The following is a 12787-nucleotide window of genomic DNA, read 5'->3' as shown; positions in this document are numbered from 1 at the left end:
ATGAGACTGCTTAGCCCTGCAATATCAAGACTTGCACGCCTCCGTATGTGGAGGATAGAAAGCTGGATGAATAATCCGGTGGCAGCGCAGCGTGAAGTATTGCAGGATCTGGTTACTACCGCTCAATACACACAGTTTGGTCACCAGTATAAATTTGCAAAGCTGTTTAACCTGCGTGAATTCAAAAATACAGTTCCCGTTCACGAATATGATGATATAAAACCCTACATCGAACGAATGATGCAGGGCGAAGAAAATGTATTGTGGCCAACACCTGTTACCTGGTTTGCCAAGAGTAGTGGTACCACCAGCGATAAAAGCAAATTCATTCCTGTTAGTGATGAGAGTATGAAAGATGGCCATTTCAAGGCCAGCAAAGATGTACTCACACTTTACTACAATAACTTTCCCGCTTCTGATCTCTTAACAGGTAAAGGTTTGGTGATTGGCGGAAGTCATAATATTTATCCATTCAATGAAGAAATACAGTTTGGTGACCTTAGTGCGGTGCTGATGCAGAATGCTCCTTTCTGGACCAACTGGATACGCACACCTGAACTGAGTGTTTTGCTGATGGATGAATGGGAAAGCAAAATTGAAAAGCTTGCTGAAACAACAGTTAAAGAAAACGTTACTTCCATTTCCGGCGTGCCCACCTGGAACCTTGTGTTGTTCCGCAGAATTTTAGAATTAACGGGCAAACAAACCATTGCTGAAGTGTGGCCGGAATTAGAATTGTTTATGCATGGCGGCGTCTCCTTCGTTCCTTACCGTGAGCAGTTTGAAAAGATCATTGGCAAACCGATCAACTACCTTGAAATGTATAATGCCAGCGAAGGTTTCTTTGCAGCGCAGGATCAACCGGGTGAAGAGGGTATGTTGCTGTTTGCTGATCATGGAATTTTTTATGAGTTCATGCCATTAGAAGAATATGGTAAGCAGTTCCCTAACACAATTGGATTAAGTAAAGTGGAGTTGGGTAAAAACTATGCGTTGATCATTAGTACCAATGGTGGTTTGTGGCGGTATATCGTTGGAGATACCATTCAGTTTACATCGTTACAACCGTTCCGTATTAAAGTAAGCGGACGCATTAAACACTTCATCAATGCATTTGGTGAAGAGTTGATGGTTGATAATACTGATAAAGCCATTGCTATTGCCTGCGAACAAACAGGTGCAATTGTAAATGAATATACGGCTGCGCCGATTTACTTCAGCCAGGGTAATAACGGTGCACATGAATGGCTGATCGAGTTTGAAAAAAATCCGGTTGGCTTAAATGATTTTGTTTACGAACTCGATACAGCGTTAAAAAATCTCAACAGCGATTACGAAGCCAAACGACATAAAAATATTGCACTACGTTTACCATTTGTACAACCTGTTCCAAAAGGGACCTTCCATCGTTGGCTGCAAAGCAAAGGAAAAATGGGTGGTCAACACAAAGTGCCAAGGCTCAGCAACGACCGAACATACGTGGAAGAAATCATCCGATTTAATAAATGAGCATGAAGCTGAAGGATAAACTGAAAGATTACAAACCGCTTCATTGGATCTATAACCTGTTTCATGTAAAACAACTGCAGCACAACAAGGATGCGTATAAGAAGTACGATATACACAAGCCCTTGTTCGATTCCATCAGCAGCAAAGATTTCCCTGAAAAAACATCACGAGCCTGGTTAGATGTGAATGAATCGGCAACTGTTGTATCAACCAAAAAAAGCTTTCAATACTTTACTCCCGAAATTCAACAACAGCTGATCGGCTGGAGCAGCAAAGGTTTCCTGCACATCAAACAATATTTCAGCAGTGAACAGGTAGATGAAGTGAACAAGGCTGTTGATGAACTCATAAACCAAAAACATTTACCGATCACCCATGATAACAAAGTGATGCATGGCTATAAGCATTCACCTGTTATTAAACACATGATGCAGGATGAAGGGCTACAGAAATTACTTTCGTTTGTATTGGATAAAGAGGTTGTGCCATTCCAGACACTCAACTTTGTAAAAGGCAGTGGCCAGCGTGCTCACAGCGATAGTATTCACATGACCACTTATCCGCTGGGTTATTTAATTGCAGCATGGATCGCTTTGGAAGATATTCATCCTGACAGCGGACCATTGTTTTACTATCCCGGCAGTCATAAACTTCCCTACTTGCTGAATGATGATTTTCAAAATTACAGCACACGATTAAAGCTCGGCAACAAACAATACAGCGATTATGAGGATATGACGGATGAGATCTTATCGCAGAATCATTTTCCCAAAGAAGTCTTTCTTCCCAATAAAGGCGATGTACTCATCTGGCATGCGAATCTTATTCATGGCGGTATGCCCGTTGTAAATCCTTCCCTTACAAGAAAGAGTATGGTGGTGCATTATTACGCTAAAGATGTGATCAAATACCATGAAATAACAGAACGTCCATCTTTGATGGAAGAAGAGTAGGTTTCCCGCACTATATTTAAGGATGGATCAGCCAATAACTACCTGCAAAAATTGCAGCAACCAATTCACGGGTAAATATTGTAACCAATGTGGAGAGAAGGTTTATTCACTTGAAGACAAATCGATCATTCATTTTTTTTCAGAAGCGCTGCATTTTATTACGCATTTTGAAGGGACGCTGTTTACTACATTTAAGACAATGTTCAGGAGTCCCGGTCTTATTACAACAGACTATTGCAACGGGGTGCGCAAAAAATATTTTAAACCCCTGTCCTTTTTTCTATTGTTGATTTTCCTGTACCTGTTGTTCCCTGTTTTTGAAGGACTGAATATGAAGCTTGAATTTTATAAAACGCAGAATTATTATGGAGCTTATGCAACAAAGAAAATTCAAACGGTATTAACCAGTACCGGCATGACAATGGATGAGCTTACAGATAAATTTCATGTGAAAGGCGAAAAGATCTCCAAGTTCCTACTAGTTATCCTGGTTCCTTTTACCGCCCTCTTTTTCTATGCCATCGGCTTTATGAAACGGCGGTTTTATTTTGATAACATGGTATTTTCGGCTGAGGTCAATTCATTCTTCCTGTTGTGGGGATTTTTGTGTTTGCCGTTGATTACAACGGTTTTCAATATTATTTCGAATGCGCTTTTTCATGAGATGGTCCCGTTTCATGATAACACACTCGGCATCCTGATTTATGTTCCGTTATGTATCTATGTGGCAATTGGCGCCAGGAAATTCTATCACTTTAAGATTTGGGTATGCATTGTTATCATCCCACTATTTTATTTTGTTCATACTTTTATTGTGTACAGCTTGTACAAATTTCTTTTATTTGTGACCACTATCAATCAAATACATTAGCATGAAACTACTTGAAGGAAAAGTTGCCATAGTTACCGGCGCTGCACGTGGCATTGGCGAAGCCATTGCCATTAAGTTTGCCGAGCATGGAGCAAACGTTGCATTCACTTTTGTGAGCGACAGCAGTAAAGAAAAAGCTACAGCACTGGAAGCAAAACTGTTGGGCATGGGTGTAAAAGCTAAGGCTTACCAAAGTAATGCCGGCGATTTTGCGGCCTGCGAAGCATTTGTGGCAGATGTGCTGAAAGAATTTGGTACTGTTGATGTTTGTGTAAACAATGCAGGTATTTCAAAAGATAATCTGCTCCTGCGCATGAGTGTTGAGCAATGGGATGATGTGATCAAGGTAAACCTCAACTCTGTGTTTTACATGACCAAGCAGATCATTAAACCAATGATGAAAGCAAGAAGCGGCTCTATCATTAACATGAGCAGCATCATTGGCGAGATTGGTAACGCAGGTCAAAGCAGTTATGCTGCAAGTAAAGCAGGCGTAATCGGTTTTACAAAAAGTGTTGCAAAAGAATTGGGCAGCCGTAATATCCGTTGCAATGCTATTGCTCCGGGTTTTGTTGAAACTGACATGACCTCTTACTTAAAAGATGGTGAAGCGGCTGATAAATATAAAGCTGGTATTCCGTTAGGACGTTTTGGAACAGCCGACGATATCGCAAATGCCTGTCTGTTCCTCGCCAGCGATATGGGTGCCTATATTACAGGTCAAACAATAAGTGTTTGCGGAGGCCTTAATATCTGAGAATATGGTTCAACAAGCTCAATGTTTAATAAAAAAATGGTAAAGAGTAAAAAACCTTTATCATTTTTTTATGTTAATGTACAAAAGAGAGCTATATTTTTGCATCCCGGTATGAGGAAGAAACTAATCAGCATATTACTAACAGTTGTTTTAAGCATTCAGCTGTTGCCTTTAGCACAGATTAGTAAAGCTATGTACCAAAGTCAGCAAATGACGGAGGAATTGCCTCACAACGATGTGCCGTCTACACCTTCGTTAACCGAAGAAATCCATAAGCATTTTGTAAGTTCAACTCATGAAGGGCTGATGCATTTAACTGAGCTCCGCATTGTTGAATTAATTCACCGTGCAGAAAAAATATACTCCCGTTTTTCAGACGACGTACAGACTCAGCCGCCAAACGCCTCATAAAACAACAGCTTATGCAACTGTTTGCTATCTCATCCTTAAGCAACAGCCAGCTATATCTTTTCTATTTACAGTATTTATTACAGGAACCATTCTATAACAGTATCGAATATTTGGCTCCACGTGTATAAAACCGCAGGCTTTATTGGCCATTTCGGTAAAGTTATGGTTCAGCCAACTGAACGATAGCTTGTTTAAACACCTGTTAAAGCAACATAAAATGAAATTAGAAACAAAATATTTTAAAACAGACTTACTAGCCGGGCTGGTGGTATTCCTTGTGGCGTTACCACTTTGTTTGGGTATTGCACTTGCAAGCGGGGCTCCGTTATTTTCAGGTATTATCACGGGTGTTATCGGTGGCATCGTAGTAGGATTTTTAAGTGGCTCTAATCTGAGTGTTACCGGGCCTGCAGCAGGGCTAACGGCCATTGTGCTGGCTGGCATTACCAGTCTTGGTTCCTTCGATTTGTTTTTACTGTCGGTAGTAATTGCCGGTGGCATTCAACTTCTTCTCGGCTTTATTAAAGCAGGTACCATCTCAAACTACTTTCCATCGAACGTAATTGAAGGTATGCTTACGGGTATTGGTGTTATTATCATATTAAAACAGATACCCCATGCTGTTGGTTACGATAAAGACAGCGAAGGTGACTTTGCGTTTATTGAAAACAACACCGGCCACAACACTTTAACTGCAATAACCGACGCCATTAATTCCGTTCATTATGGTGCTGTAATCATTACGGTTATTTGTATTAGCATTTTGATTGCATTTAATAAGATCCCTTTTCTCAAAAAAATAAAATTGATTCCCGGCGGCCTGGTGGCTGTTATTGCAGGCGTTTTATTAAATGAACTGTTTATTGGTACGGGTTCAAAATTGGCTGTGGAAAGCGAGCACCTTGTTAACCTTCCTATGCCCGGCTCCATCAACGAATTTTTTCAACAGTTTTCATTACCCGATTTTGGAGGCATTAAAAACAGTTCGGTTTGGATTCTTGGTTTAACCATAGCTATTGTTGCCAGTATTGAAACATTGTTGTGTCTTGAAGCATCCGATAAAATGGATCCGCTGAAACGCTACTCAAGCGGCAACACTGAATTAAAGGCGCAAGGTATTGGAAACATAATTGCCGGCATGATAGGGGGATTGCCGATGACTTCAGTAATTGTCCGCACATCAGCAAACATTAATTCAGGTGGCCGAACCAAACTCTCAACCATTGCTCATGGTGTGTTCCTTTTGCTTGCTGTGGTTTCAATACCAAGCATCCTCAATAAAATTCCGCTTGCTGCATTGGCAGCCATATTGATCATGATTGGCTTAAAGTTAGCAAGTCCGAAAGTGTTCAAACATCAGTGGCAAAATGGAAGGTTTCAGTTCATCCCTTTTATTATTACAGTTTTGGCAGTAGTTTTTACTGATCTGTTGAAAGGCGTTGGAATTGGCCTTGTATTCAGTATCATATTCATTCTTCGTGGAAATATGAAACTGGCATACTTCTTCCGTAAAGACAAACACAAGGAAGGAGAGTTGATTAAAATCAAACTTGCGCAAGAAGTTTCGTTCCTGAACAAAGCAGCGATTAAACAAACGCTGGTGCACTTGCCTAAGAACAGTATTGTAGTAATTGATGCCAGTGAAACTGTTTATATTGATCACGATGTACTTGAATTAATCAAAGATTTTGTTGATTTTACATCGACTGATAAGAATATTAAAGTTGATCTTGTTGGCTTTAAAGAAGCCTATAAAATTGAAAACACCATCAGTCATGTAAATGATGCTGATGCTATTCTTGAAAAAGAAGTATTATAACAATCACGAAAAAATTATTAAAATGAAATCATACGAAAAGCTCTTAGCAGAAAACAAAACCTGGGCCGCAAACAAAACAAAACAGGATCCCGACTTTTTTAACAGATTAGTTAATGTTCAAACTCCTGAATTTTTATGGATTGGCTGCAGCGACAGTCGTGTGCCACCAAATGAAATTACTCAAACAGAACCGGGTGAAATTTTTATTCACCGTAATATCGCCAATATGGTTGTACATACAGATCTCAATATGCTCAGCGTTCTTGAATATGCTGTAAACGTATTGAAGGTAAAACATGTAATTGTGTGCGGTCATTATGGTTGCGGAGGCGTAAAAGCAGCTATGACAAGAAAAAGTATTGGCTTAATTAACAAATGGCTGCGTAATATTAAAGATGTTTATCGCTTTCATCGTGATGAGGTTGACAGTCTGTTAACTGAAGATGAACGTACAAACCGCTTAATTGAATTGAATGTGCAAGAGCAGGTAACGAATCTGGCCAAAACATCCATAATTCAAAAAGCATGGAAAGAACGCCAGGCTCCTCACCTGCATGGTTGGGTATATGATTTGCATGACGGTGTTATCAAAAATATATTTGAGATGGAGGCAGGTGCCCGAATGGATGAGTTATATGAGTTTGATAATTTATAAAAAAATGAAGAGCCTCTTTATAAGAGGCTTTTCATTTTAGTCTATTCAAAGAATTAACCCTGTTTATACGGGAGTGCCGATTTGTGAACAATGATTCTTAGTTTTCCATCTTTCCCTTTTTTAAATACCCATGTTTTATCAACCATAACTTCTTTACCATCTTTCGAAGTTACCCATACATTACCCATGGTAATAGCAACAGAGCCATATATCTGTATCCCTTCGTTATTTTCACCGGCATTATCATAACGTGCTTTTACCCAAGGTGTCAGTGCAAAACCTTTGTCGTTCGGAAAATCCGGGTCGCCGCCAATAAAGTAAGCTAAGGCACCTTTTTTATCGTTCCGAAACGTTTGATCACCAAAAGCAAGTGTTGGTTTAAAAAACACTTTGCTACTATCATAATTATAGGCTTCAGATAATAATTTTTCAGCATAAGCCTTATAGTCGCCGCCTTCTTCTTTCAGTTGTCCAATCTTTACCAATGCATCGCACCATGCCTGCTGGGCTGTATTAACCTCGTCATAAGTAATAACAGACTGGGCTCCATCTTCAACATACACTAAAGCCAGATCATCAATTACTTTTTTAACCTGCTCGTTTGTTTCCGACACTACTCTGTTGGTTTGTTCTTTTGCTTGCTGCACCTGATTGCAAGAAAATAATATACTTGTAATCAAGAACAGCATGCCAGTAATTTTTCGCATACTAACTTTTTTTGCATTTTAAACAGCTGCATAACCGGTTAAAATGTTTTGTGAACAAATTGCTTAATGGAAATAAAAAGCGGTTTCCGCCCGCTGATGCTTTAAACACTTTTGAAAGTGTTATTCACCGGCAACTGAAATAGAAACAACAGATCGAATGACAAGTTTTTTGTCTGAACCTTTTACTTCCTGAAAAAGGCGGTTTAGTTGCTCCATACTATTTGTTAATGCATGAATACGGTTTATATGAACAGGATCATCTTTGCCAAAACGTTCATTAGCACTAAAGTTTTTAATTTCATGAAAATTTGTTTTTCTCGAAAATAAATCGATCAGCAGTTCACGTGCATCTTCAGGTGTAAACTGGCCGTCAATTAAATCTGCTTGAATTTCGTGGTGCATAAAAAATTAAATAAATAATTAGTGATTGAAAGTATTATTTCCTGTTTTTTCTTTTTGTATTTGTACCTGGTTGCCATCAAATGACACTATGCCAATGGTAAGCAAAAGAAATATAACAGCTAACGCCATCATTAAAAGGCTCAACGTTTGGTCATTGGCAAAAAAGGAACAGACAAACAATGATAAGCCGGTAAATAAGCTAAGAAGCGAGATGAGAAGCTGTTTCATAAACTGCTTTTTTTGATTCGATATTTATTGTTGCATTAATCTGTAAAGGCTGACTGTGGTCAACGATCGTATTACGAATAACAGCAAGTTCATTCTGTAAATATTTTAACCGGCTTTCACGATATTTGATATCTTCTTCACTGCTGTTTAAAGAAATTTTACTTTCATGAAATTTAATTTTTACGTGGATCATTTGCGTAAGAATATCTAATGCTTCTGTTCCTGAAAATTGCCCTTTAATTAATTCGAGTTGCATAGTTCTTATTATGTTTTTTATTGTCCTTGTCCTAATGAGAAGGCAGCTACACCATCAAAGCTGTAGAGATTTTCCGTTTTAATTGTATCAATTTGTTGTGCGGTTGCTTTACTTAGCAGTTCAATTATTTGATTTTTTGTCATTTCTTTACCGTTGACGGGTTTAAAGCGGCAACGCCAATGATCTGTACAAAATGTTTCTTCAAAACCATCGGGCCAAACTTTTATGCCCCGGTTAGTAATCATTGATAGAGAAAGGTCACTTGATTGCAATGGTTGTAGTAAAGCTGCAAGGTCGTTTGCAGAATAACCATCCCAGTGAACAAACAGATCCACTCCTTCCAGCTTTTTGAATGCAGGTTGTTTACGTTTGTATTTTGGTAATTGCAATGGTTTGCTTACGGCATCTGATACAGGTTGTAATTGCTGAGGTTGTTTACCAAGATTTGCAATTACTGCTTCTGCAAAAGCACGGGTGCCCACTTTTTGCTTGCTGATTCCTTCTCTGTATATATCGTATGTATGGATACCATCCTCTATTGTTCTTAACCATGCATTCTGAATTTTAGCAGCCACATCTGCCTGGCCAATATGATGCAGCATCATAATTGCGCCCTGCAGCAAACCAGAAGGATTTGCTCTGTCTTGCCCGGCAACCCGAGGTGCCGATCCGTGAATAGCTTCAAACATGGCGCATGTTTCACCAATATTTGCAGAACCCGCAAGACCAACTGATCCCGTAATTTGTGCAGCCACATCAGACAATACATCCCCATACAAATTTGGCATTACAATAACATCAAATAGTTCAGGTGTATCAGCCATTTTTGCTGCACCTATATCAATAATCCAATGTTCGTTTTCTATTTCAGGATACTCCGTAGCGATTTCATCAAATACTTTATGAAACAATCCATCGGTCTGCTTCATAATATTGTCTTTGGTAAAGCACGTTACCTTTTTTCTATTTTGCTGACGTGCATACTCAAATGCATAACGTATGATTTTTTCAGATCCCGGTCTGCTGATTAACTTTAAACACTGTACCACTTCATCGGTTTGCTGGTGCTCAATTCCTGCATATAAATCTTCTTCGTTTTCCCGAATGATGACAATGTCCATAACGGGATGTTTTGTTTTCACAAAGGGATGCAGGCTTTTGCAGGGCCTCACATTTGAATACAACCCAAGAAATTTACGTGTGGTAACATTCAAACTTTTATAACCACCACCCTGTGGTGTGGTGATGGGTGCTTTGAGAAAAATTTTATTGCGCCGTATTATATCCCATGCTTCCGGTGCTATCCCTGCTGAGTTACCTGCGAGGTAAACTTTTTCGCCCACTTCAATTTCTTCGATCTCAATTCTTGCACCGGCGGCATTTAAAATAGTAAGAGTTGCATCCATAATTTCAGGACCTATCCCATCTCCTTTGGCTACAGTTATACGTGTCATAATGTTGTTTATTTTTTACACGGCAAAAATGCAGTATCTCCTTTATAAATTTTTATTTATATTTACTATAGTTCCCATAAAATATATTTATGAATTATACACTTAATCAACTTCAGATTTTTCTAAAAGTTGTACAAACAGAAACTGTTACAAAAGCAGCAGAAGAGCTTCATTTAAGCCAACCGGCAGTATCCATACAACTTAAAAATTTTCAAAATCAATTTGATTTACCTCTTACGGAAATAGTAGGTCGTAAATTATACATCACAGACTTTGGAAAAGAAATTGCAGAAGCTGCAGAACAAATTTTGCAACAGGTATATGCCATTAACCACAAAACACTTGCCTTTAAAGGACAATTGAGTGGACGTTTAAAAATATCGGTAGTATCTACAGGTAAATATGTACTTCCCTACTTTCTTTCTTCATTTATGAAAACACATCCCGGTATTGAACTGGTGATGGATGTAACCAACAAGTTAAAAGTAATAGACAGTCTCGAAAACAATGAAGTTGATTTTGCGCTTGTTTCAATTTTACCGGATCATTTAAATGTAGAAAAGATTGATCTAATCCGTAACAAACTTTTTCTTGTTGGTAACACAGAAAAAAAATTTCAAAAGAGCCCATACACAAAAGAACTCTTTGATGAATTGCCGTTGATTTTCAGAGAAAAAGGTTCAGGAACAAGGCAGGCAATGGAACGTTTTTTTAACCGGAATAATATTATCATTCAGAAAAAAATGGAGCTTACTTCTAATGAAGCCGTGAAGCAAGCCATTCTTGCGGGGCTTGGTTATTCTGTAATGCCACTTATTGGCATCAGGAATGAACTACAAAACAATGAACTGCAGATAATAAATGTGAAGGGGTTACCAATTAATACTACCTGGAGTTTAATATGGTTAAAAGGCAAAAAGCATTCACCGGTTGCTTCCTCTTTTTTACAATACATAAAAAAAGAAAAAGCTACTATTGCGGCAACAACATTTCATTGGTATGAGCAATACTAAGGCCAGTTAAAAAAACTAACTATGATGAGAAATTTATTGCAGCATGAAATTATTTAGCGACAGCAGCGGCAAAAATTTACTCCGGGGCAAGTAGGAACTTGGCTACGCAGCTGGGTATATGACCACGAAAACGGAATCATCAAACCTGTTTTTGATATGAAGGCCGGTACACATATTGATCAAATTTATGAGTACGATGATCTGTAATAGCGCAGGTGTGCATCATTGTTCGATCTTAATATTCCGTTTTTTAATATAAGAATGCCAGAGAATCATGGCAGCAATCGTACGATAGGGTCGCCATGGTTCAGCAATAGTGAGCATTTCTTCTTTCGTAACATGAGGGTGTAGTTGCTTGTTTTCTTTTAAACTATTCACCAAAGCAATATCGCCCAAAGGAAAAAGATCAGTGCGTTGCAATGCATGCATCAGGTAAACATCAGTTGTCCAGTTACCAATGCCTTTAATAGAAGTAAGCTGTTCTCTTACTTCTTCATCGGTCAACATTGAAAACTTTTTTAGCTGAATCTTTTTTGTTGTTACTGCTGTTGCCAACTCTTTTGCATACACTTGCTTTTGCCTGGTGAAATAGCATTCCCTCAATTCTTCATTACTCATCGCAAGAATTTTTGCAGGCGTAACAGCACCTATCCTTGCTTTTAATTTTTTATACGCTGCAAATGCTGCTGCTAACGAAACCTGTTGTTCGAGAATGGTGAGAATAAGCGTTTCAAAACCCTGCTTACGTGTCCACATAGGTGGATAACCATGTTCATTGATGATGGCTTTGAGGTGTTTGTCTTTTTTCGAAAGAAGATCGCAGTATGTTTGAAAATTATCTGCAGAGAAGGTTTGAATCATGTGCTAAAAATAAAAAAGAGAAAGAGGAAAACTGTCGCTTGTTTAACTAACGTGATATTTTTTATCAGACTCTTTTCTCTTTCTACTCATTTCAACTCTTCGCTTTAAATTTCGAAATGGCATTTCTTGTAAATTCACTCAGCACCAAGCGTCCGCTGATCTTTGCACGCTCGATCAACAGTTCATCCCAATGCTCTGTTCCCTTCCAGAATATCTTTTTCATTTCGTGCATGGCTTCGGGTGAAGAATGTGATAATGTATTGGCAAGTTTCGAGATTGATTCATCCATGTCTTCAATGGTAGGATGCAATTCAGAAAACAATCCCTTCCGTTTTGCCCAATCGGCATTGCGCCAGCTGGCTGCATCAATTGCCAGTTGCGAAAAAGCGGATGTGCCAATCTTACGTTCTACTGCCGGACCAACCACAAACGGACCAATACCAATGGCCAGCTCACTCAACTTAATATCGGATCCTTCAACTGCAATAGCATAATCAACGGCTGCAGCTAAACCAACACCTCCGCCAACACATTTACCATGAATGCGGCCAATGATCAGCTTCGGGCATTTACGCATAGCATTGATCACATGTGCAAAGCCGCTGAAGAATTTCAATCCTTCTGCTTCATTTTGTATTGCTACCAGCTCATCAAAACTTGCGCCTGCACAAAAAGCTTTTTCACCTGATGATTTTAATATGATCACTAATACATTCGGATCATGCGCCAGATGCGAAATGGTGTGTGCCAACTCACTTAATAAACTGCCGGGTAACGAATTACTTTGCGGATGATGAAACTCAACAGTTGCAATTCCTTTATGTAATTCCTTTTTTACGTATGCTTCACTTATCTGCGTAACCATGATTCATTGATTTAGTCTTATTAAAT

At 38.8% G+C, this 12787-nt stretch carries 14 protein-coding genes; 8 read left to right on the top strand and 6 right to left on the bottom strand.

Annotated elements, in window-relative coordinates; translation table 11 throughout:
* The 7 genes from VK159_RS16860 to can all read left to right on the top strand — a co-directional run bounded on the left by VK159_RS16860 (position 1) and on the right by can (position 6975).
* Positions 1-1509: a GH3 auxin-responsive promoter family protein gene (locus tag VK159_RS16860; RefSeq protein WP_324231335.1), complete on the top strand. Its 1509-nt coding sequence runs from the start codon at positions 1-3 to the stop codon at positions 1507-1509.
* Positions 1510-1511: 2 nt separating this feature from the next.
* Positions 1512-2462: a phytanoyl-CoA dioxygenase family protein gene (locus VK159_RS16855; protein WP_324231334.1), complete on the top strand. Its 951-nt coding sequence runs from the start codon at positions 1512-1514 to the stop codon at positions 2460-2462.
* Positions 2463-2484: 22 nt separating this feature from the next.
* The gene (locus VK159_RS16850) at positions 2485-3333 is read left to right on the top strand and encodes a DUF3667 domain-containing protein (RefSeq protein WP_324231333.1); all 849 of its coding nucleotides are present in this window, start codon (positions 2485-2487) and stop codon (positions 3331-3333) included.
* 1 nt (position 3334) lies between these two features.
* Positions 3335-4090 (top strand): 3-oxoacyl-[acyl-carrier-protein] reductase, encoded by a 756-nt coding sequence (gene fabG, locus VK159_RS16845; protein WP_324231332.1) that lies wholly within the window; start codon positions 3335-3337, stop codon positions 4088-4090.
* 21 nt (positions 4091-4111) lie between these two features.
* Complete coding sequence (locus VK159_RS16840) at positions 4112-4501, top strand: hypothetical protein (RefSeq protein ID WP_324231331.1); 390 nt, start codon at positions 4112-4114, stop codon at positions 4499-4501.
* Positions 4502-4718: 217 nt separating this feature from the next.
* Complete coding sequence (locus VK159_RS16835) at positions 4719-6320, top strand: SulP family inorganic anion transporter (protein ID WP_324231330.1); 1602 nt, start codon at positions 4719-4721, stop codon at positions 6318-6320.
* 22 nt (positions 6321-6342) lie between these two features.
* Entirely contained in the window at positions 6343-6975 is a 633-nt protein-coding gene (can, locus tag VK159_RS16830; RefSeq protein WP_324231329.1) for a carbonate dehydratase, read from the top strand.
* A 53-nt stretch (positions 6976-7028) separates the two neighbouring features.
* Here the strand turns inward: can and VK159_RS16825 are convergent, their stop codons facing one another.
* From VK159_RS16825 to VK159_RS16810, 4 genes are all read right to left on the bottom strand, one after another.
* Entirely contained in the window at positions 7029-7682 is a 654-nt protein-coding gene (locus tag VK159_RS16825) for a hypothetical protein (RefSeq protein ID WP_324231328.1), read from the bottom strand.
* Positions 7683-7802: 120 nt separating this feature from the next.
* Entirely contained in the window at positions 7803-8084 is a 282-nt protein-coding gene (locus VK159_RS16820) for a hypothetical protein (protein WP_324231327.1), read from the bottom strand.
* Positions 8085-8283: 199 nt separating this feature from the next.
* Positions 8284-8568: a hypothetical protein gene (locus VK159_RS16815; protein WP_324231326.1), complete on the bottom strand. Its 285-nt coding sequence runs from the start codon at positions 8566-8568 to the stop codon at positions 8284-8286.
* A 17-nt stretch (positions 8569-8585) separates the two neighbouring features.
* Positions 8586-10022 (bottom strand): NADP-dependent isocitrate dehydrogenase, encoded by a 1437-nt coding sequence (locus VK159_RS16810; protein ID WP_324231325.1) that lies wholly within the window; start codon positions 10020-10022, stop codon positions 8586-8588.
* A gap of 89 nt (positions 10023-10111) precedes the next feature.
* Here VK159_RS16810 and VK159_RS16805 point away from each other — a divergent pair, with 89 nt between their 5' ends.
* Positions 10112-11035 (top strand): LysR family transcriptional regulator, encoded by a 924-nt coding sequence (locus VK159_RS16805; RefSeq protein ID WP_324231324.1) that lies wholly within the window; start codon positions 10112-10114, stop codon positions 11033-11035.
* A gap of 222 nt (positions 11036-11257) precedes the next feature.
* Here the strand turns inward: VK159_RS16805 and VK159_RS16800 are convergent, their stop codons facing one another.
* Together VK159_RS16800 and VK159_RS16795 are read right to left on the bottom strand one after the other, a co-directional pair.
* Positions 11258-11896 (bottom strand): DNA-3-methyladenine glycosylase 2 family protein, encoded by a 639-nt coding sequence (locus VK159_RS16800; RefSeq protein WP_324231323.1) that lies wholly within the window; start codon positions 11894-11896, stop codon positions 11258-11260.
* Positions 11897-11987: 91 nt separating this feature from the next.
* A complete protein-coding gene (locus tag VK159_RS16795; RefSeq protein ID WP_324231322.1) occupies positions 11988-12761 on the bottom strand; it encodes an enoyl-CoA hydratase/isomerase family protein in 774 nt (257 codons plus the stop codon).
* Positions 12762-12787: the final 26 nt, after the last annotated feature.

This window comes from Lacibacter sp., from assembly GCF_035299325.1.
Lineage (GTDB): Bacteria > Bacteroidota > Bacteroidia > Chitinophagales > Chitinophagaceae > Lacibacter.
Note: the sequence above shows the minus strand (reverse complement) of the source record. Positions and strands in the feature narration are given on the sequence as shown.